The organism is Streptomyces sp. NPDC058464 (genome assembly GCF_042721035.1).
Lineage (GTDB): Bacteria > Actinomycetota > Actinomycetes > Streptomycetales > Streptomycetaceae > Streptomyces.
Window position 1 is genome coordinate 567,265 of sequence record NZ_JBHXMA010000001.1, and the last position, 19,063, is coordinate 586,327.

Annotated in this window: 14 protein-coding genes; 6 read left to right on the top strand and 8 right to left on the bottom strand. The window is 73.1% G+C overall.

Translation table 11 applies throughout. The features are described 5' to 3' along the window. Positions 1 to 81: 81 nt before the first annotated feature. On the bottom strand, positions 82 to 1,560 hold the full coding sequence (locus tag ACFWPQ_RS02905; RefSeq protein ID WP_384029285.1) for a sugar transferase: 1,479 nt from the start codon (positions 1,558 to 1,560) through the stop codon (positions 82 to 84). Between the two features lie 1,579 nt (positions 1,561 to 3,139). On the opposite strand from ACFWPQ_RS02905, the gene ACFWPQ_RS02910 reads away from it, so the two are divergent. Next, positions 3,140 to 3,919 carry a CmcI family methyltransferase gene (locus ACFWPQ_RS02910; RefSeq protein ID WP_384029287.1) on the top strand — a complete coding sequence of 260 codons (780 nt, stop codon included), beginning with the start codon at positions 3,140 to 3,142 and terminating at the stop codon, positions 3,917 to 3,919. Between the two features lie 52 nt (positions 3,920 to 3,971). On the opposite strand, the gene ACFWPQ_RS02915 is transcribed toward ACFWPQ_RS02910, so the two are convergent. Continuing rightward, the gene (locus tag ACFWPQ_RS02915) at positions 3,972 to 4,742 is read right to left on the bottom strand and encodes an IclR family transcriptional regulator (RefSeq protein ID WP_384029289.1); all 771 of its coding nucleotides are present in this window, start codon (positions 4,740 to 4,742) and stop codon (positions 3,972 to 3,974) included. A 316-nt stretch (positions 4,743 to 5,058) separates the two neighbouring features. On the opposite strand from ACFWPQ_RS02915, the gene ACFWPQ_RS02920 reads away from it, so the two are divergent. Beyond that, positions 5,059 to 8,022: a BTAD domain-containing putative transcriptional regulator gene (locus ACFWPQ_RS02920; protein ID WP_384029291.1), complete on the top strand. Its 2,964-nt coding sequence runs from the start codon at positions 5,059 to 5,061 to the stop codon at positions 8,020 to 8,022. Between the two features lie 106 nt (positions 8,023 to 8,128). Here the strand turns inward: ACFWPQ_RS02920 and ACFWPQ_RS02925 are convergent, their stop codons facing one another. From ACFWPQ_RS02925 to ACFWPQ_RS02940, 4 genes are all read right to left on the bottom strand, one after another. Further along, positions 8,129 to 10,330: an ATP-binding protein gene (locus ACFWPQ_RS02925; protein ID WP_384029293.1), complete on the bottom strand. Its 2,202-nt coding sequence runs from the start codon at positions 10,328 to 10,330 to the stop codon at positions 8,129 to 8,131. A 65-nt stretch (positions 10,331 to 10,395) separates the two neighbouring features. After that, positions 10,396 to 11,463, bottom strand: a complete 1,068-nt coding sequence (locus ACFWPQ_RS02930; protein ID WP_384029295.1) for a maleylacetate reductase — start codon at positions 11,461 to 11,463, stop codon at positions 10,396 to 10,398. Then, positions 11,460 to 12,317 (bottom strand): dioxygenase, encoded by an 858-nt coding sequence (locus tag ACFWPQ_RS02935; RefSeq protein WP_384029297.1) that lies wholly within the window; start codon positions 12,315 to 12,317, stop codon positions 11,460 to 11,462. The genes ACFWPQ_RS02930 and ACFWPQ_RS02935 overlap by 4 nt, the downstream gene beginning before the upstream one ends. A gap of 128 nt (positions 12,318 to 12,445) precedes the next feature. Further along, positions 12,446 to 12,958 (bottom strand): hypothetical protein, encoded by a 513-nt coding sequence (locus ACFWPQ_RS02940; protein ID WP_384029299.1) that lies wholly within the window; start codon positions 12,956 to 12,958, stop codon positions 12,446 to 12,448. 130 nt (positions 12,959 to 13,088) lie between these two features. Here ACFWPQ_RS02940 and ACFWPQ_RS02945 point away from each other — a divergent pair, with 130 nt between their 5' ends. Next, on the top strand, positions 13,089 to 13,436 hold the full coding sequence (locus ACFWPQ_RS02945) for a cupin domain-containing protein (protein ID WP_384029301.1): 348 nt from the start codon (positions 13,089 to 13,091) through the stop codon (positions 13,434 to 13,436). A gap of 87 nt (positions 13,437 to 13,523) precedes the next feature. Here ACFWPQ_RS02945 and ACFWPQ_RS02950 read toward each other — a convergent pair whose 3' ends face one another. Then, positions 13,524 to 14,555: a LacI family DNA-binding transcriptional regulator gene (locus ACFWPQ_RS02950; protein ID WP_384029303.1), complete on the bottom strand. Its 1,032-nt coding sequence runs from the start codon at positions 14,553 to 14,555 to the stop codon at positions 13,524 to 13,526. Positions 14,556 to 14,677: 122 nt separating this feature from the next. Between ACFWPQ_RS02950 and ACFWPQ_RS02955 the strand changes: the two genes are divergently transcribed. Beyond that, positions 14,678 to 15,844, top strand: a complete 1,167-nt coding sequence (locus ACFWPQ_RS02955) for a phytanoyl-CoA dioxygenase family protein (protein ID WP_384029305.1) — start codon at positions 14,678 to 14,680, stop codon at positions 15,842 to 15,844. A 133-nt stretch (positions 15,845 to 15,977) separates the two neighbouring features. After that, complete coding sequence (locus tag ACFWPQ_RS02960) at positions 15,978 to 16,982, top strand: Gfo/Idh/MocA family oxidoreductase (protein ID WP_384029307.1); 1,005 nt, start codon at positions 15,978 to 15,980, stop codon at positions 16,980 to 16,982. Positions 16,983 to 17,052: 70 nt separating this feature from the next. On the opposite strand, the gene ACFWPQ_RS02965 is transcribed toward ACFWPQ_RS02960, so the two are convergent. Then, complete coding sequence (locus tag ACFWPQ_RS02965) at positions 17,053 to 17,613, bottom strand: TetR/AcrR family transcriptional regulator (RefSeq protein WP_361290843.1); 561 nt, start codon at positions 17,611 to 17,613, stop codon at positions 17,053 to 17,055. 128 nt (positions 17,614 to 17,741) lie between these two features. Here ACFWPQ_RS02965 and ACFWPQ_RS02970 point away from each other — a divergent pair, with 128 nt between their 5' ends. Further along, the gene (locus tag ACFWPQ_RS02970; RefSeq protein ID WP_384029309.1) at positions 17,742 to 18,785 is read left to right on the top strand and encodes an NAD-dependent epimerase/dehydratase family protein; all 1,044 of its coding nucleotides are present in this window, start codon (positions 17,742 to 17,744) and stop codon (positions 18,783 to 18,785) included. Positions 18,786 to 19,063 lie beyond the last annotated feature (278 nt).

Here is a 19,063-nt window from a genome sequence, read left to right on the forward strand (position 1 = left end):
ACCCGTCTCTCCCCCCAGGCAGGCCCTTGTGGCCTGCGGTCCGCGCGTCGGCGGAACCCTTGAGTCGCAGCCCCCCGCGCATCAGTAGGCCCCCTGTCCGTGGAGGACGGCACGCATCGTCTTCCACAAGATCACTGTGTCGAGGGCGAGCGACCAGTCCTCCACGTACCGCAGGTCGAGGCGGACCGCCTCCTCCCACGGCAGGTCGCTGCGTCCGCTGATCTGCCACAGGCCGGTGAGCCCGGGCTTGACCAGCAGCCTTCGCCGGATGTCCGGGTCGTACTCGGCGCACTCCTCCGGCAGCGGAGGCCGCGGACCGACGAGCGACATCGATCCGGTGAGCACGTTGAAAAGCTGCGGGAGTTCGTCGACCGAGTACCGGCGCAGCACTGCTCCCACCCGGGTCACCCGTGGATCCCGGCGGAGCTTGAACAGCAGTCCCGCGCCCTCGTTGCGGTCGGCGAGCTCGGCACGTGCCCGGTCGGCCCCGACGGCCATGGTGCGGAACTTGAGAATCGTGAACTCCCTGCCGTCCTTGCCGACCCTGCGCTGGCGGTAGAAGGCCCCGCCCCTGCTGTCCACCAGCACGAGCAGCGCGGCGAACAGCATCAGCGGTGCGAACAGCATCAGCAGGACCACCGCGCCGACCCGGTCGACGACCTCCTTGATCGCCCGGCGGCCGCCGGTGAAGGTCGGCAGGCTGACCCGCAGCAGCGGGATCCCGAGCACCGCGTCGACGTGCAGCCGCGGGCCGGCCACCTCCATCAGCACCGGGGCCACGACCATCTCGGCGTCGCTGCCCTCGAGGTTCCAGGCCAGTCGCTGCAACCGGTCCGGCGTCCAGTACGGGTCCGGTGTCACCGCGACGACGCGGTAGCCGTCGTGGCGGACGTACTTGGCGACGTCCGTCAGCCGGCCGACGACCGGTACTCCGTCCAGTTCGTCACCTTCGAGCCCGCGACCGTCCGTCGTGCACACCGCCTCCACCCGCCAGCCGATGTGCGGGAACTTGCGGGTCCGGCCGATCAGGTCGCCCACGGTGGCCGGGCTGCCGGCGGCGAGCACCGGTCTCAGGCACCGCCCGTCCTTGCGCCGTCTGTGCAGATCGAGGCGGAGCAGATACCGCGCGGTCATGGTCACGAGCCCGATCGCGGGGATCGCGACGAAGATCCAGAGCTTGATGTTGCGCGAGGTGAGGGCGATACCGCCGAGCGCCAGGACGACGGTCGCCGCGAACAGCGAGCGTCCGAGCCGGCGGAACTCCTCGGCACCCTGGCCGAGCACGGCCGGGGCCCACGACCGGCCCACCACCAGCGCCGACAGCACCAGCAGTTCGGTGCCGAAGGCGAGAATCCCCCATTTCTCGTGCCAGTTGGCCGCGTCCCGGGCCCCGAAGAACTCTCCGATCCCCGCCACCACGAAGGCGGTGGCCAGGGTGTCGCTGATGATCACGGTACGTCTGTACCGCTGCTCCCACTCGATCGCAGGCCTGTTGACCGCCCCGTTCGCCAGACGCCCGCGCGCCGGCGGAAAAGGGCCGACTAGTCCCCCCTGCCGCACAGAAACCCCCCGGTCCCCAGTGGTTCGACATGGTGCACTGACACGGTTCCTCCCCCGGGAGACCCCCGCCTCCCGACCGCTTCCGCCCCCGGGAGGCCCCCCGGCTCCCCGCGCCGCGCTGTTCTTCCCGCAGGTGGCCCCCGCCCCCCGCGTATGACATCCCGGCTACTTCAGCGCTACTTGAACAACCCGCCCTTGCCGCAGCGGACTTGCCTGCCCTGCCAGGCTCCCGAGGTGTACGGGAGCCCGTCGAGACCCCGGGTGCTCCCCGCACCCGAAGCTCCTCTCGGGTCCCGGGAGTTGATCACTCCCACGACCGGCGCCAGAGATGCGGCCACCAGCCGTCTGCATCGACGGACCCATAGATCATCATTTGTCGCCTCGTGTCCCAGCATGTGCGAAGCACGGTCAATCTAGACCATCGGGGCCCGCCTGAAGAGAGGGCTGTGTGGAATTTGTGGTCATGATTTGAAGCCGGGTCCACGGATGGACGGCCGCCTGCGGGTGCTCCGGCGACGGAGGACGTGCCCTGTGACCTTCGATGACGCGAGTTCCCCGAGCTTCCGGGACCGGCACCCCGGAGGCCTTCCGGCGTTGCCAACTGGGCTGTATTCAGCACCTGTTCGGCCGATTCCCATCGGGTGGGCACCAGGGCGGCGGGCGCGCGGGCGGACGGTCGACGGCACATGGGAAGGGATCTTCACCGCTCCGCTCGCGCGCAAACACGGAAAGCACACACAACCGGGTCGCCGCCGTCGCCCCCACGACGGTGCGCGCACACCGGGGCCGCCACCTGCCCGGCCGGAGCTCCGGAGGGGGAGGAAGACCAACTCCTTGCACAGATGTGCACGTTCGGGCAGCCGCCGGGAACATCCGGCAGTCGACGGCGTCGGCCGCTCGGCGCGTTGCCACGACTTCAGCCCCCTTTGCCCCCTCCTGCACGTGCGCTTCCGCGTCGTCCGCGTCGGTGCACCGTGGCCCGCCGCTGCCCGATGAGGCACCCGACGGACCGAGCGGCAGTCGCGCCGCCCTCGCCATCACCCCCTCAATCTGCCCTGGTAGGCAGCATTTTCTGCCTACCAGGCCTGCCGCACCACGAGAAAGCCCTTCCCGGCACCCTTAAGCGGTGGTAGCTTCTCCGCTTAGGCGGGCCGGCGATGCGACCCAGGACCGGCCGTCGTGCAACCGGCACGGCCGGATCCCACCCCCCTTCACGACCACCCGTCGGCACAGGTGGTCCCGTGCCGGCCGAATGACTCCTCCGACCGGCAGGCTCTGGCGCCGGGGATCCCCGTGGCCGCAGACGCCACGCAGCCACCGGCCGCCCGCCGCGTTCTCACGCCGGCCGCCAAGCCCCCCCACCATTCACGAAAGGCGAATCAACGTGCGCGCAGGCTGCGTGCTCTCCGTTTTCCCGGCCTCGGATCACGAACTCAAGGCCACATGCTTCGGATCGACGGGGGCGACATCGATGTCGCCCGGCAACTTCCCGAGTCGTACGAGGTCAAGAGGTTGACCGGCGACCGCCTCGCCGGCCTGTGACGACGTTTTCCTTGCCCACCCCCGAAAGGAAGAAAAGATGGCCGACCAGGATTCCGTGGTCCTTCCGCCCCACGTGCACGACCCCGAAGCGCTTCCGCCCGAGGTGCGGGCCGCCGCCGAAGGCAGTCTGCTGACCTACTGGCAGGATCGCGTGGGCCAGCATGTGCATGATTCGTACGCGGGTGTCCGTCTCATGAAATTCCCCGAGGATCTGCGGATGTTCGAACATCTGCTGTGGCTCTCCCGGGCCCAGGTCGTCGTGGAGCTCGGGACCCACTCGGGCGGCTCGGCGCTGTGGTTCCGGGATCGGCTGCGCATCCTGGCCGCCTACGGTCTGGTTCCCCAGGACATCCGGGTGGTCTCCGTCGACCTCTCCCAGAAACACACCCATGACGTCCTGGCCGCGGCCGACCCCGGCTACGCCGAACACATCACCCTGCTGGAAGGGGACGTACTCGATCCGGCCACCGGCGTCCGGGTCGCCGAGTGCATACCGCAGGGAGCGCGCTGTCTCGTGGTCGAGGACACCCGGCACGCCTACGAAACCACCTACGCCGCGCTGTCCCACTACGCACGGTTCGTCCCCGAGGACGGCTTCTTCGTGGTCGAGGACGGCGTCATAGACGTGCCCGAACTGTGCGTCCACATCAAGCCGCCGGGCGAGACCGGCGGAGTCGTGTCGGCCGTGCGGGACTGGCTCTCCACCGACCAGGGGGAGGCCTTCGAGAAGCGCTCCGACCTCAACAGGTACGGCATCTCCTGCCGCAACATGTGGCTGCGCCGCACGGCCGGTACGACCTCTGCTCCGGGCTCTTGAAAAGGGGCGCCCGGGCTGGGGTTCCGCCCGGCCCGGCGCCCTTCTCGTCGGCTCACCGGCCGCGCAGCGCGGCGCCGATCATCCGTCCCGTCTGCTGCACCACGCCCGCGAGCCGGTCCAGACTGTGCGCGGGATCGGTCACGAGGCTCAGGGACGCCACCGGCGCGCCGTTCGGGCCGGGTACCGGCACAGCCACACAGCACACGCCGGCCGTCACCTCCTCCCGGTCGAAGGCGACGCCCCGCTCCCGGATCGCCTCGGCCTGCCGGTGCCAGGACCCGGGCAGCGGGCCCAGCGGGAGCCGCGGACGCGCCCCGGCGACCAGCACCTTGCCCGCCGCGGTGTACCACGGCCAGACCCCGCTCTCGAGCGATCGGCCGGGCCCCCCGGCGCTCTCGCCGGGCGTCCAGTCCAGGACCAGGGTCTGGCCCTCCCGCAGTACGTTGAGCCCGACCGACGCGCCCGTGACGCGCGCGAGGCGGCGGGCCGGTGCCCGGGCGGCGCCGCGCAGGCCCGGGTACGGCTGCCAGCCCTGCCCGAGCCGGAAGATCCGCGGCCCCATGCGGTAGCCCTTGCGGCTCCGCTCGACGGCACCCAGTTCGACCAGTTGCTCCAGCAGCCGGTACGAGGTCGTCTTGGGCAGGCCGCACTCCGCCGCGAGCCTGGTCAGTCCGGCCTCTTCGGCCCGCTCCACCGCCCCCAGCAGCGCGAAGGCGCCCTCCAGCACACTGCGTCCGCCGCCGTCCGACGGGTGCGGAGCGGGCGGCGCGGGCGGCGCCGTGCGCTGTGCCCGCGGCTCGTACGGGCGGTCCGGCCGTCGCACCGGTGATTCCGCCGTTCTCGTTGCTGGTGATTCCGCCGTTCTCGTGGCTGTTGCTCCCCGTTGTTCGTTCACGTCGCTCTCCCCCGGATACCGCTCGACCGGCGCCCCGTGCCGCCGGTCCCCGTGTGCGGTGCGCCGCCGTGCGTGGAGACTCCACGCCCCAGCAGACTGAAGTCCGCGTCATCAGACTGAAGTTCGAGTGTGGCTGAGAACGTTGTCGATAGGTTGTCGCCCAGCGCGAGAATGTGTGCGCGAGGTGAAGAACAGCTGTGCGGGGAGTGTGAATGTCGTGGTGGAATTACGCCTTCTCGGACCCGTGGAGCTCCAGATTCAGGGCCGGACCGCCGAGGTCGGGCCACCGCAGCGGCGGACCGTGCTGGCCGCGCTGGCGGTGGACACCGGCCGGCCCGTCCCGGCCGACGTACTGGTCAGACGGGTGTGGGGCGCCGATCCGCCGGACGGGGCGCGGCGCGCGTTGCACGCCCATGTCGCCCGGCTGCGCCGGCTGTGCGAGCAGACCGAGGGCTCGGGAGAACCTCGATTGCGTCTGGTGCGCCGCTCCGGCGGATACCTGCTGGAGGCCCGCGAGGACCAGGTGGACATCCATCGGTTCCGGCAGCTGGCGGGCCGGGCCCGGGAGACGGGGCGGACGGACGAGGCGCGGGCGACGCTGCTGCGCGAGGCGCTCGGGCTCTGGCACGGGGAACCGCTGGCCGGGCTCGGCGGGCAGTGGGCGGCACAGGTCCGCGAGGCCTGGCGGCGGCAGCACGTGGACGCCGCCGTCGCCTGGGCCCATGCGGAGTCGCGCGTCAGCGATCCCGTCGCCGTGATCGGCCCGCTGGCCGAACTCCTCGACGCCTACCCGCTCGTGGAACCGCTGACCGAGGCGCTGATGCGGGCGCTGTACGCCGCCGGCCGCAGCGCGGAGGCACTGGACTGCTACGCCGCCGTCCGCAAGCGGCTCGCCGAGGAGCTCGGCACGGACCCCGGTGCGGAACTGCGCAAGGTCCACGAGGCGATCCTGCGGGGTGGCCTGGCCGGGTCCGTCGCACGGCCGCCGTCCCGTACGCCGGTCCAGGCCGCTCCCCCGGCGCGGCCGGCGATCGCGGCGACGCCCTGGCCGGGTGCGACGCCCTGGCCGGGTGCGGCACCCGGCCAACTCCCCATGGGGGTCCAGGGTTTCATCGGTCGCGGCGCGGAACTCGCCCGGCTGGAGGCCGTCCTCGCCTCGGCGGCGGACCAGCCGTCGGCGGTGGTGATCACGGCGGTGTCGGGCACGGCCGGAGTGGGCAAGACCGCGTTGGCCGTGCACTGGGCACGCAGAGCCCAACGAGCCTTCCCCGACGGCCAGTTGTACGTGAACCTGCGCGGCTTCACGCCCAGCGGCTCGGTGATGGGCCCCGCCGAGGCGGTACGGGGGTTCCTGGACGCCCTGGGTGTGCCGCCGGCCCGGATCCCGGCCGGTCTGGAGGCCCAGATCGGCCTGTACCGCAGTCTCCTGACGGGGCGTCGGGTGCTGGTCGTACTGGACAACGCACGCGACGCCGAGCAGGTCCGTCCGCTGCTGCCCGGGGCGCCCGGGTGCCTGGCGTTGATCACCAGCCGGAGGTCGCTGACGGGTCTCGCGGCCACCGAGGGGGCACAGCTGCTGACCCTCGGCATGCTCGCCGCCGAGGAGGCCAGGGAGTTGCTGATCCGCCGGCTCGGCGCGCAGCGGGTGACGGCCGACCCCGCTGCCGTGGCGGAGATCGTCCGCCGGTGCGCGGGCCTGCCGCTCGCGCTGGCGATCGTCGCCGCCCGTGCCGCCGCGCAGCCCGAACTGCCGCTGGCCGCCCTCGCCGAGGAGCTGCGCCTGGCCGACCGGCGACTGGACGCCCTGGACGGCGGGGAGGCGAGCAGCGAGGTACGGGCGGTGTTCTCCTGGTCGTACCGTGCGCTCGGCCCGGAGGCCGCCCGGCTCTTCCGATTACTGGGCCTGCATCCCGGCCCGGACGCAGCGCTGCCGGCCGTCGCCGCGCTGGCCGGCGTACCCGCCGCCCGCGCCCGCGCGTTGGTGACCGAGCTGGTCCGCGGACATCTGCTCACCGAACAGCCCGCCGGCCGGTACGCCTTCCACGACCTGCTGCGCGCCTACGCGGCCGAGCTGGTCGCCACGCACGACGACGAGGACACCCGGCGCACCGCGGCGCACCGCATGTTCGACCACTACCTCCACACCGCGCACCGGGCGGACGCCCTGCTGACCCCCCGGCCCAGCCCCACTCCCCTGCCGGCCGCCCAACCGGGGTCCGCGCCCCAGGAGTTGTCGGGTCACCGGCAGGCACAGGCCTGGTTCACCGCCGAGCATCCGGTCCTGCTCGCCGCGGTGGAGCAGGCGCCCGCGGCCGGCCTGCACAGCCACACCTGGCGGCTGGCCTCGGCGCTGACGACCTATCTCGACCGGCACGGCAACCGGCGCGCGCTGATCGCCGCGCACACCGCGGCGCTGGACGCCGCCCGGCGCGCGGGCGACGTCGTCGGAGAGGCGGAGGCCCACCGGGGTCTCGGGCTCGCCGAGGACCGGCTGGACCGTCCGGACGCGGCCCGCGCGCACTATCTGCGCGCGCTGGAGCTGTTCGGCGAGGTCGGCGACCATGCCGGGCAGGCCCGTATCCACCAGCACCTGTCCCGGATGTCCGAGGCCCAGGGCCGGCATCAGCAGGCGCTCGGCCACGCCCACGACAGCCTCGCGCACCACCGTGCCGTCGACGACCGGGCCGGGCAGTCCGCCGCGCTGAACCACATCGGCTGGATACTCGCCCAGCTCGGCGACCACCAGCAGGCCCTGACGTACTGCCGGCAGGCCCTGCAGCCGGCCCAGGAGACCGGGGACCTCAACGGGCAGGCCCACATCCAGGACAGCCTCGGTTACATCCTCCACCGGCTCGGCCGGCACGCCGAGGCGGTCGACCGCTATCAGCAGGCCCTCGACCTGTTCCACCAGACGGGCGACCGGCACGGCGAGGCCGCCGGTCTCGTCTGCCTCGGCGACATCCACGACGCCACCGGCCGCCCGGATCCCGCCCGCACCGCGTGGACCCAGGCACTGGCCATCACCACCGAACTCGGCCTCCCGGACACCGATCCACTGCGTACCGGCCTCCTCGAACGGCTCGGCCTCCCCGCCACCGACGGCTCCGCTCCCGACTCCGGCTCCCCTCCTGGCTTCGGCTCCCCTCCTGGCTTCGGCTCCGCTCCTGGCTTCGGCTCCCCTCCTGGCTTCGGATCGGCACCGGGCTGAGGCCGGGCAGCGCGAGGACCCGGCTGCCACGGCCCGGCCCGGCCACCGGACCGGACCCGGGCCACCTGGCCGCCCGGCACCACGGCCGGACGTTCAGCCGGGTCGGCTACGCCTGGGGCACGGAAGTGATGTCGTCGTTCAGTTCGCTGTCGAGGACCTGGTCGTTGGTCTCCTCGGCGATCTCCCTGGCCTGGGTGAACCGGCGCAGCGCCGCAGCGGTCGAGCCCAGGGCGGATTCGACCCGGCCGAGTCCTTGCAGTGCCCGGGCCTCGCCCCGGCGATCGTGCAGTTCCCGGGTCAGTTCCAGGCTTCTGCCGAAGGCAGTCGCCGCCGCGGCCAGGTCGCCGTTGTCGAGCTGGGCCTGTGCGAGTCCACGCCAGGCGAAGGCCTCGGCCCGTCTGTCCCCGAGATCGTGGAACTCCGCCAGGGCCTGCCGGAACAGCGCGACGGCTTCGCCGAGACGCCCCTGGCCGCAGCGGACGACCGCGAGACTGCGCCGTGCCTGCGCGGCGAGCCGGCGGTCCCCGGCGGCCTCCAGCTGCTCCGCGGCGGTGGTCAGCCGCTCCGCCGCCGTGTCCCGCTCGCCCCGATTGCGGTGGACGATGCCCTGCACCAACCTGACCGCGGCCATACCGTGCCGGTCGCCGGATGCCTCGTACCCGGCCAGCGCCTCCTCGTAGGCGGCCATCGCCTCGTCGGGCCGGCCCAGGTAGCGGGAGAGCGCCCCGGCGTCGAACAACGTGATCGACTCCGCCCAGCGGTTCCCGGAGTGCCGGGCGGCGGCCAGCGCCAGGCCCAACGCCGCATCCCAGTCGTCCCAGGTGGCCAGCATCTCGAAGAACGGAGCGGCGATGTGGGCGAGTTCCCATGCCGCGTCCCAGCGCTGCCGTTCGTGTGCGAACCGCACGCACGGCACGACGTTGTGCCGCTCGGCGATGAACCACGCGACCGGGTCACGCAGCAGCCGGTTGCGGTACTCGGCATCGATCTCGTAGCGCGGGTGGGTACTGGTCTTGCGCAGCTCCCCCGGCTGGAACCGGTCCTCCGCCGCGGCGGCGAGCGTGAGGTACGCACCGAGCAGCCGGCCGGCCGCGGCGTCGGCTTCGGCCTCGGGTTCGGGCTGCTCGGCGGCGAGTGCGCGCAGCAGGTCGTGGAACCGGTAGCGGGGGGCGCCCGTCTCGTCGGGGCGTACGGGGTCGAGCAGTTGGGCGGTCACGAGGGCGTCCAGGTGGCGCTCGGCGTCGCGGGGCGCGATGTCCATGAGCGCGGCGAGCGGCCACGCCGCGAAGTCGGGTCCGGGAAAGCGGCCGAGCAGCCGGAACGCCCGCTGCTGCTCGTCCGGCAGCCCCTGATAGCTGATCATGAAGGTGGACCGCACATCGAGATCTCCGATCTCCAGTTGGTCCAGCCGGTGCCGTTCGTCGGCCAGGCGCTCCACCAGGGCGGACAGGCCGAGGTCCGGACGCTCGGCCAGGCGCGCCCCCGCGATGCGTATCGCCAGCGGCAGGTGCCCGCACAGGGCCACCAGCCGCTCCGCGTCCCGCGGGTCGTTCGCCACCCGGTCCGGACCTGCGATCCGGCCCAGCAGCTCGACCGCCTCGCCGGGCTGCAGGAGGCCGAGGACGAGCGGGTGCGCCCCCTCGATGCTGCTCAGCGGGACCCGGCTGGTGACGACCACCGCGGAGTCCGGCCCACCAGGAAGAAGCGGCCGCACCTGTCCGGGTCCGTTGGCGTTGTCGAGGACGATGAGCAGCCGGCGTCCGGCGGTCAGCGTGCGCAGCATCTGCTCGCGGTCCTGCTGGGCGTCGGGAACGGCATGCGGGTCGGTGCCCAGCGACCGCAGGAAGCTGCCCAGCACCTCGGCCGGTTCGGCCGGCGTGGCGTCGTACCCGCGCAGGTTCGTGAAGAGCTGCCCGTCGGGGAAGTCGGCCGCCACCCGCTGGGCGGCCCGTACCGCGAGCGTCGTCTTGCCCAGGCCGCCCCTGCCGGAGATCGCGACGAGCGGCCCGGTCGATCGGTCTCTCGTACGCAACAGGTCGTCGAGCCGGGACAGTTCGGGCCCACGGCCGGTGAAGTCGGCGATGTCACGGGGTAGTTCCCGGGGCACCGGACGCTGTGGCACCGACGGCCGCGCGGTGCCCTCGGCCTGGAACCAGGCGAGCGCTCCGCCGATCAGCGCGCTCACTCCGGCGAACGCGAACTGCTCCGGTCCCACGTCGCCCAGTACCTGCCAGCCCGCGGCGACCGCGGCGAACGCCCCGGCGGCGCCCGCCACTGCCCAAAGTCCCCGCGCCACCCGTGAGTTCACATCGCGCATGGTAACCGAGCAGACACGCGCGGAAGGGAACGACCGTGCGGGGCACCACGCCGCCCCTACCGGACCGGCCCGCCCTCGTACGCCGCGCGCAGCACGCTCAGCGCCCCGTCGGTCGTGACCGGTCTCGGGTTGGCGTACGGCTGCCCGGCGACCTGGTCCGCGGCCACCGCCAGGTCCGCTTCCTTCAGGCCGAGTTCCGCGAGGGAGCGGGGTGCGCCGAGGCGGGCGGCCAGTTCCTGGAGGGCGGTCGGGGCGTCGTCCGCGCCGAGGGCCCGGGCGACGGCGGCGGACGCCTCCGGGGCGGCGGGCGCGTTGAAGGCGAGGGCGTAGGGCAGGACGACGGTGTGGGTCTCGGCGTGCGGGAGGCCGAAGGTGCCGCCGAGGACATGGCAGAGCTTGTGGTGCAGACCCATGGTGGTGGCGCCGAGGCAGGCCCCGCACAGCCAGGCGCCGTACAGGGCGCGGGAGCGGGCCGGCACCGACTCCGGTGCGGCGGCGATCTCGGGCAGCGCGCCCGCCAGCGCCCGTACGCCCTCCTCGGCCATCAGCGCGACCAGTGGCGAGCCGTCGGGGGCGTACAGCGCCTCGACGGCGTGGGCGAGGGCGTTGATCCCGCTGGTCACGGAGAGCGGGACGGGCAGGGAGAGGGTGAGCTCGGGGTCGTAGACGACGCTGCGGGGCAGGACGACGGGGTCGCGGCCGGTGCGCTTGACGCCGTGCTCGGTCAGGCCCCAGACCGGGGTCATCTCGGAGCCGGCGTAGGTCGAGGGGACGGCGATCAGCGGGAGTCCGGTGCGCAGGGCGACGGCCTTGCCGAGGCCGATGGCCGAGCCGCCGCCGACGGCCACACAGCCGTCGGCGCCCGCGGCCCGCGCCGCCTCGACGCCCCGCTCGGCGACCTCCACGGGGACGTGCATCCGGGCCCCGGTGTGCAGGCCCGCGCAGGCGTCCCCGAGTGAGTCGGCGACCGCCCGGGCGGTGTCCGCACCCCGCTCGCCGCTGAGCACCAGCAGCCGCCGCAGCCCCAGGTGCCGGGCCTCCTCGGCGGGTGCGGTGAGCGCGGCGCCGGGCCGGAAGACCACCCGGGCGGGACGGGTCTCGTACACGAAGTCGAAGGGGTTCACGAGCGCTCCAGGACCAGGTCGAAGCGGGCGTGCCGGAACGGGTTCGGCACCCCGTACTCCGCGGCCAGGGCCGGGTCGTCGGTCGGGGTGAAGTCCTTGACCAGGCTCTCCTTGACCGCGAACACCGCGTCGGAGTCCAGATACTCGCCGCCGGCGACGAAGATGTGCGTGGTCACCGGCGCGTGTCCCGCGGCCGAGACGATGAAGTGGATGTGGGCGGGGCGGTAGGGGTGCCGTCCGGTGGCCTTCAGCAGGCCGCCCACCGGGCCGTCGGTCGGGATCGGGTAGGCACTGGGCAGACAGGTCCGGAACCGGAAGCGGCCCTCGTGGTCGGCGGTGAACAGGCCTCGGCCGTTGCCGGGCGGCTGCACGCCGGGCTGCTGCACGTCGTAGAAGCCGTGCGGGTCGGCCTGCCACACGTCCAGGACCGCGCCGGGCAGCGGGGTGCCGTCGGCGGAGCGGACGACACCGCTGACCACGCAGGGTTCACCGGTGCCCATCAGGTCGATGCCGGCGCCGAGTTCCCGGACCGGGGACTCGGTCATGTGGAAGGGGCCGAGGACGGTCGACTCGGTGCTGCCGGGGTCGCTCTGCCCGTTGACCGTCTCGACCAGCATCGACAGGCCCAGGACGTCGGAGAGCAGGATGAACTCCTGCCGGGTGTCCGTGCAGGTCTGCCCGGTCTCGGTGAGGAACGCGATCGCCGCCTCCCACTCCCGCTGGGTCAGCCGGGTCTCACGGGTGAAGGCGTGCAGATGGCGGATCAGCGCGGTGAGCAGTTCGCGCAGCCGGGGGTCGTCGGTGCCCCGCAGGCTGTCGACGGCCTCCGCGGTGACCACGTCTTCGGTTGTCATGCCGGCTCCTTGCCCGGAGGAACAGTGACTTTGAGTGATCGTAAGCCCGTTGACCGTTCAAGGAACCGGATCAACTCGGCGCACACGTCCGGATCGACCCGGCGCACGCTTCCGGATCGGCTCGGCAGTCACTTGATGAGCGCGTTGGCGACCACCACGATCACCCCGAGCAACGCGTCGAGCGTGCCGATGAGCACGGCCTTGGGCCAACTCCGCGCCGACCAGCGGGCGGTGACGAGTCCGAGGCCGAACAGGATCACGATGTTCAGAACGAAGGCCGGGTACTCGACGCCCTTCGGCGGCCACCAGCCCCAGCCGGCGCCGGCGAGCAGGAAGACGGTGGGCAGGACGGCCGTGACCAGCGGCCACTCGTCGGCCAGGGTGTGCAGCGCGTCCCAGCGCTGGTGCGGGGCTCGCTCCGCGATGTAGTGGGCGTAGCCGTGGGCCAGGGCGGAGGCGCAGGCGGTGACCAGGAGCCAGAGGGCGTCGTAGCGGCGGCTGGCCGCGGAGGTGTGCCCGTACTGGGTGAGTGCGGCCACCATCGAGCAGGCCAGCACGGCGCCGTAGACCCCGCCGAACAGGACGGCCTCGCGGGTGTCGTGCGCGCGCGACCGGGCCACGGCCGCCGGGGAGTCGGGCATGCCCTCCACGATCACCCGGGCCGGGCCCGGCCGCCACCGGGCATGGCCCGACGAAGTGTCCTCCCACCAGGCCGGATGCCCCACACCCTGTCCACGGCCGGGACACCGGCCGGCTCGCTAGGGTCGCCGTATGACGACGCACAGCTTCGCCCTGCACATCCCCGACGCCGAACTCGAACCCGATCCGCTGGACCCGGCGCAGATCGTCTCCGGCACGCCCGAGGTCACCGGGAAGGTGGTCTGGGAGTCGGCCGACGGCAGGCAGCTCCGCGGCATCTGGCAGATCACCCCGGGTGTGGTCACCGACACCGAGGCGGACGAGCTGTTCGTGGTGGTCAGCGGGTCGGCGACGATCGAGGTCGAGGGCGGGGCGACGTTCACCGTGGGCCCCGGGGACATGGCCGTGCTGCGCGCCGGCGACCGTACGACCTGGACGGTGCACGAGACGCTGCGCAAGGCGTACGCGATCAATCTGTGAGCCCGCCCGGCGCGTCGTAGGCCCGCCCCGGCGCGTCGCGAGCGTGCCCCGGCGCGTCGTGAGCGCCCCGGCGAGTCGCGAACGCGCTCAGCGGGCGGTGGGCGCGGGCATGTTGTACGGCGTGACCACCTGGATCGCCGACGGCAGGGTCGGGCCCGCCGGGGGCAGCGCGCCCTGGGCGCGCATCACCAGGTGGCAGGCCTCGCGCATGTCCTGGCGCAGATCGTGGTGGAGGACGGCGGACAGGCGGTGCTCGCGCAGCAGCCGGGTGTTGTCGTGGTCGAGGTCGTGGGCGATGAACACGGCGCACTCCCGGCCGAGGTCGTCGAAGGCGCGCAGGGTGGCGATGTTGCCGCCGCCGATGGAGTAGACGGCGCGGATCTCCGGGTCGCGCTCCAGGGCGGCGCGGACCAGGTCGTACTGGGTGGCGTCCAGCCCCTGCCCCTCGGCGATCTCCACCAGGGTGCGCTCGGGGTACCGGGCCCGCATGGCGCTGCGGAAGCCCATCTCGCGCTCCTCCTCGTTGCGGAAGAAGCCGCTGCTGAGGCTCGTGAGGACGTTGCCGGGCCGGTCGCCGAGCCACTGGCCCATCAGGTAGGCGGCGGTGGCGCCGGCGGCCCGGTTGTCGCTGCCGACGTAGGCCAGGCGGCCGCTGGCGGGCAGGTCGGTGACGAGGGTGACGACCGGGATGTCCGCCGACCTGAGGCGCCCCACGGCGGCGGTGACCTCGGGGACGTCCGGCGCCTTGAGGATCACGCCCTGCGAGCCGCGGCGGGCTATCCGGTCCAGTGTCCGCAGCAGCTCCTCCACCGGTCCGGTCTCCCGGAAGTGGAAACGGGAGCGCACCACCGCCGGGTGCAGGGCCGGCAGCTCGGCCTCCAGCGCGCCGCGCACGGCCGTCGTGAACCGCTCGGGCGCGTGCATCACGATGTCGACCATGAAGGTACGGCCCACCAGCCGGACCTGGGTGCGCTGCCGGTCCAGATCGGCGATGGCCCGCTCCACCTCGCGGGCGGTGCTCTCCCGGACGCCGCCCCTGCCGTTCAGCACCCGGTCCACGGTGGCCTCGCTGAGCCCGGCCTGACGGGCGATCTCGCGGATGGGGAAGGGGTGGCCCACGGACTGCCTCCTTGAGGGGTTTTTGACGGGTCACTGCTGGTTGTTCGAGGGGTTTGTGCTGACAAGAATGGCAGAGCCCCGCCGTGGCCGTGACCGCGGCCGTGACCGAAAGCAGGACATCGATGTCCCTTGCCGCTGAACAGGGCCGTGCCTGGCTCTCGCAGCAGGACTGCGACCTCGACACCTTCCGTGCCCTGGTCGAGCGGACCACGGACCCGGCCGCCTACCCGTACGCCTCGGCCGTCGAGGACAACGTCCTCGTCTACGACAGCGAGCGGCTGCGCGCCGCCGGCGCGGACCACCCGGTACGGACCGAACTCGTCCGCGCCCTCACCGACGGTCCCGGCGTCGCCGTCTTCCGGGGCGCGTTCCCCGACCCCGAGGTGGTGGACCGGGCCACCGCGGCGTTCGAGGCGCTCATCTCGGAGCAGCACGAATCGGGTGCCGTGGCCGGCGACCACTTCGCGACGCCAGGGGCCAACGAGCGGGTGTGGAACGCCCTGGAGAAGGCGGCGCTCTACGACCCGGAGGCGTTCGCGGACTACTACGCCAACGACATCGTGGCCCTGGTCTCCCGGGCCTGGCTGGGCCCCGGCTACCAGATCACCTCGCAGGTCAACCTGGTCAACCCGGGCGGCGCGGCGCAGACCGCGCACCGCGACTACCACCTCGGTTTCCTCTCCGACGAGACGGCGGCGGCCTACCCGGCCCATGTGCACCGCCTCTCCCCCGTGCTCACCCTCCAGGGCGCGGTCGCGCACGGCGACATGCCGGTCGAGTCGGGGCCGACGATGTACCTGCCCTACTCGCAGACCTACGAGCCCGGCTACCTGGCCTGGCGGCGGCCGGAGTTCCAGGACTACTTCAAGGCCCGCCACGTGCAGCTGCCCCTCGCCAAGGGCGACGCGGTGTTCTTCAACCCGGCGGTGTTCCACGCGGCCGGCACCAACAGCACCCTCGACGTGCGCCGGATGGCCAACCTGCTCCAGGTGTCCTCGGCGTTCGGGCGGGCCATGGAGACCGTGGACCGGGAGGCGGTGGCCAACGCGGTCTACCCGGTGCTGCGCCGGCGCCGCGCGGAGGGGGCGGGCGAGGCGTGGCTGGAGAACGTCATCGCCGCGAGCGCCGAGGGCTACCCGTTCCCGACCAACCTCGACAGCGATCCGCCGGTCGACGGCATGGCACCGCCCTCGCAGGCGGACCTCGTGCGGCGGGCGCTGCGGGAGGGGTGGGCGCCGCGGGTGCTCAGGGACGGACTTCGGGCAGCGGCGGCGCGACGGGAGAGCTGAGGCCGTAGGTCGTCTGCGGGTTCGTCGGGGCTGGTCGCGCCCACGCGGCGGCAGCCGCTTACAGATGCAGCCCCGCGCCCCTGTCGGGGCGCCTGGTGGCGCCGTGTATATCAACATCAAGGAGCAACACTCAATGCGTATCGGAATCCTCGGCCTCGGTCGTATCGGGGCTTTTCATGCCGAGACCCTCTCCGGGCTCGACGTCGTCGAGTCGCTCGTGTTCACCGACCCGTTCGCGGACGCCGCCAAGGCCGCCGCGGAGAAGTTCGGTGCCGACGTCGTGGACTCGCCCGAGGCGCTGCTGGCCGCCGGTGTGGACGGCATCGTCGTGGCCGCCGCCACCGACGCCCACCCGGCGCTGATCCTGGCCGGCGTCGAGGCCGGTGTCCCGGTCTTCTGCGAGAAGCCGGTCGCGAAGACGATGGCCGAGGGCGTCGAGGTGCTCCGGGCCGTGCAGGGCAGCGGTGTGCCGATCCAGATCGGCTACAACCGCCGCTTCGACGCGGGCTTCGTCGCCGCCCGGGCCGCCGTCCAGGCGGGCGAGCTGGGGAAGCTGCACACCGTCCGCTCCACCACCCTGGACCCGGCCCCGCCGCCGGCCGCGTACATCGCCGCGTCCGGCGGGATCTTCCGGGACTGTTCCGTGCACGACTTCGACATCATCCGCTGGGTGACCGGCCGTGAGGTCACCGAGGTGTACGCGGTCGGCGGCAACCGGGGCGCCGAGTACATCAAGGAGGCCGGTGACGCCGACACCACCGGCGCGATCCTCACCCTGGACGACGGCACCATCGCGGTGGTCTCCAACTCCCGTCACAACGCCCGGGGCTACGACGTCCGCATGGAGCTGCACGGCTTCGCGGACTCCATCGCCGTCGGCCTGGAGGACAAGCTGCCGCTGCGCTCGGTCGAGCCCGGCGTGACCTTCCCGGCGGGCACCCCGCACGACTTCTTCATGGACCGCTTCACGGCGGCCTACCGCGCCGAGCTCACCGCCTTCACCGAGGTCGTGGCCGGCACCCGGCCCTCCCCCTGCACCGTCGAGGACGCCCTGGAGGCCGGCTGGATCGCCGACGCCTGCACGCTGTCCCTGCACGAGCACCGGCCGGTCACGATCGCGGAGGTCCGCGGCGCCTGACACCCGCGGACACTCCTGCCACGGCGGGGCGGGGACCGGAGACACGGTCCCCGCCCCGCCGTCCGTCGTGTCAGGCCCGCAGCCCGTCCACGATCAGCGCCAGGATCCGCGCCGCCCGTGCCTCGGCGTCACCGCGCGCGGGGTCGATCCGCCACAGGACGCTGAGCTGGAGGAGCACGTCCTCCGGGTCGATGCCGGGCTTGAGGCTGCCGTCCGCCGCGCCGGCGTCCAGCAGGACGCCGATGGCGTCGACGAACGGGCCGTACATCGGGTCTTCGGCGGCGCCGCCGGTCGCCGCGTGCACGACCTCGGATACGCCGAACTTGAGCCGGCCGTAGTGGGCGACCTCGTCGAACCAGCGGCGCAGCGCCTCCAGCGGCGGATGCGTGCCGAGCAGCCGCGGCGCGAGGTCGATCAGGTGCTGGAGGTCGTGCCGGTACAGCTCCATGATCAGCGCCTCCCGGGTCGGGAAGTGCCGGTAGAGCGTGCCGATGCCGACGCCGGCCTTGCGGGCGATCGCGGAGAGCGAGGCCGTGGTGGAGGCGGCGAGCTCCGCCCGGGCCACGGAGAGGATGCGGTCCCGGTTGTCCCGGGCGTCCTTCCGGGTCGGTTTCGAGGGCTGCGGGTTCACGGTGTTGGTCGTCCGTCCGGTGTGGATTGCTATCCGGAGACCCCTCCGGTACGTTGGGAGACGTAGCGGAGGGGTCTCCGTTTCATTGCCGATTCTGGCACATCCCAGTGCATCCGTGGAGGTCAGTCATGCCCGAACTCGTTCTGGTCACCGGTGGCACCGGGTACATCGCCGGCTGGTGCGTCGCCGAGCTGCTGAAGCGCGGCTACGAGGTGCGGGCGACCGTGCGGGCGCCGGGCCGGGAGCGGGCGGTCCGCGACGCCGTCTCGACCGTCGTCGACCCGGCCGGCCGACTGGACTTCGCCGTCGCCGACCTGACCGCCGACGCCGGCTGGGACGCCGCGATGCGGGGTGTCGACCGGGTGCTGCACGTAGCCTCGCCGCTGGGCGTGACCGCCGACTCCCCCGACCTGGTGACCCCGGCCCGGGACGGCACCCTGCGCGTGCTGCGGGCGGCCACCGCGGCGGGGGTGCGGCGGGTGGTGATGACGTCGGCCGCGAACGCCGCGAGCCCGTCGTCGTACGCCTCGCAGGGCGTCACCGACGAGACGCTGTGGACCGATCCGGGGGATCCGACGCTGATCCCCTACCGCCGGTCGAAGACCCTCGCCGAGCTGGCGGCCTGGGAGTTCATGCGGGGGTACGACGGGCCGACCGAGCTGACCACCGTGCTGCCCGGCGCGGTGTTCGGGCCGGTGCTGACGGCGGACGCGGCCGGCTCCGTCGGGATCGTCGCCCGGATGCTGTCCGGGGCGATGCCGGGGGTGCCGCGGATCGGTCTCGAGGTGGTGGACGTCCGGGACCTGGTCGACGTCCATCTCAGGGCGATGACCTCACCGGCCGCGGCGGGCGAACGCTTCCTCGCCACCGGCGAGTTCGTGTGGATGGCGGACCTGGCGCGGGTGCTGCGGGAGGGGCTCGGCGAGCGCGGGCGGCAGGTCTCCACCCGCCGGCTGCCGGACTTCGCCGTACGCCTCGCGGCCCGCTTCCGGGACCCCGCGCTGCGCGAGATCACCCCGGCGCTGGGCCGGCGCAACCGGCACACCACCGAGAAGGCGGCGCGGCTGCTGGGCTGGCAGCCGCGCCCCGCCCGGCAGGCGGTGCTGGACTGCGCCGAGAGCCTGCTCGCCCACGGCGCCGTCCGCGTCCCGGTGGCGGCCCGGCGGCCGTAACACACCGCGACCGCGCCCCGGTCCGGGCCCTCAGAGGCTGCGGCCCACCGCAACCCCGCCCGAGCGCTCAAGGGCCGTAGCGCACCGCGAACTCGCCCGGGCCCTCAGAGGCCGTAGCGCACCGCGAACTCGCCCGGGCCCTCAGAGGCCGTAGCGCACCGCGAACTCGCCCGGGCCCTCAGAGGCCGTAGCGCACCGCGAACTCGTCCGGGTCCTCAGAGGCCGTAGCGCACCGCGAACTCGCCCGGGCCCTCAGAGGCCGTAGCGCACCGCGAACT

What these genes read in the sequence shown, in the direction of transcription:
- ACFWPQ_RS02910 (WP_384029287.1), top strand. Translation starts at nt 3,140, where the DNA reads ATGGCCGACCAGGATTCCGTGGTCCTTCCGCCCCACGTGCACGACCCC.
- ACFWPQ_RS02935 (WP_384029297.1), bottom strand. Translation starts at nt 12,317, where the DNA reads ATGACAACCGAAGACGTGGTCACCGCGGAGGCCGTCGACAGCCTGCGG.
- ACFWPQ_RS02940 (WP_384029299.1), bottom strand. Translation starts at nt 12,958, where the DNA reads ATGCCCGACTCCCCGGCGGCCGTGGCCCGGTCGCGCGCGCACGACACC.
- ACFWPQ_RS02945 (WP_384029301.1), top strand. Translation starts at nt 13,089, where the DNA reads ATGACGACGCACAGCTTCGCCCTGCACATCCCCGACGCCGAACTCGAA.
- ACFWPQ_RS02955 (WP_384029305.1), top strand. Translation starts at nt 14,678, where the DNA reads ATGTCCCTTGCCGCTGAACAGGGCCGTGCCTGGCTCTCGCAGCAGGAC.
- ACFWPQ_RS02960 (WP_384029307.1), top strand. Translation starts at nt 15,978, where the DNA reads ATGCGTATCGGAATCCTCGGCCTCGGTCGTATCGGGGCTTTTCATGCC.
- ACFWPQ_RS02970 (WP_384029309.1), top strand. Translation starts at nt 17,742, where the DNA reads ATGCCCGAACTCGTTCTGGTCACCGGTGGCACCGGGTACATCGCCGGC.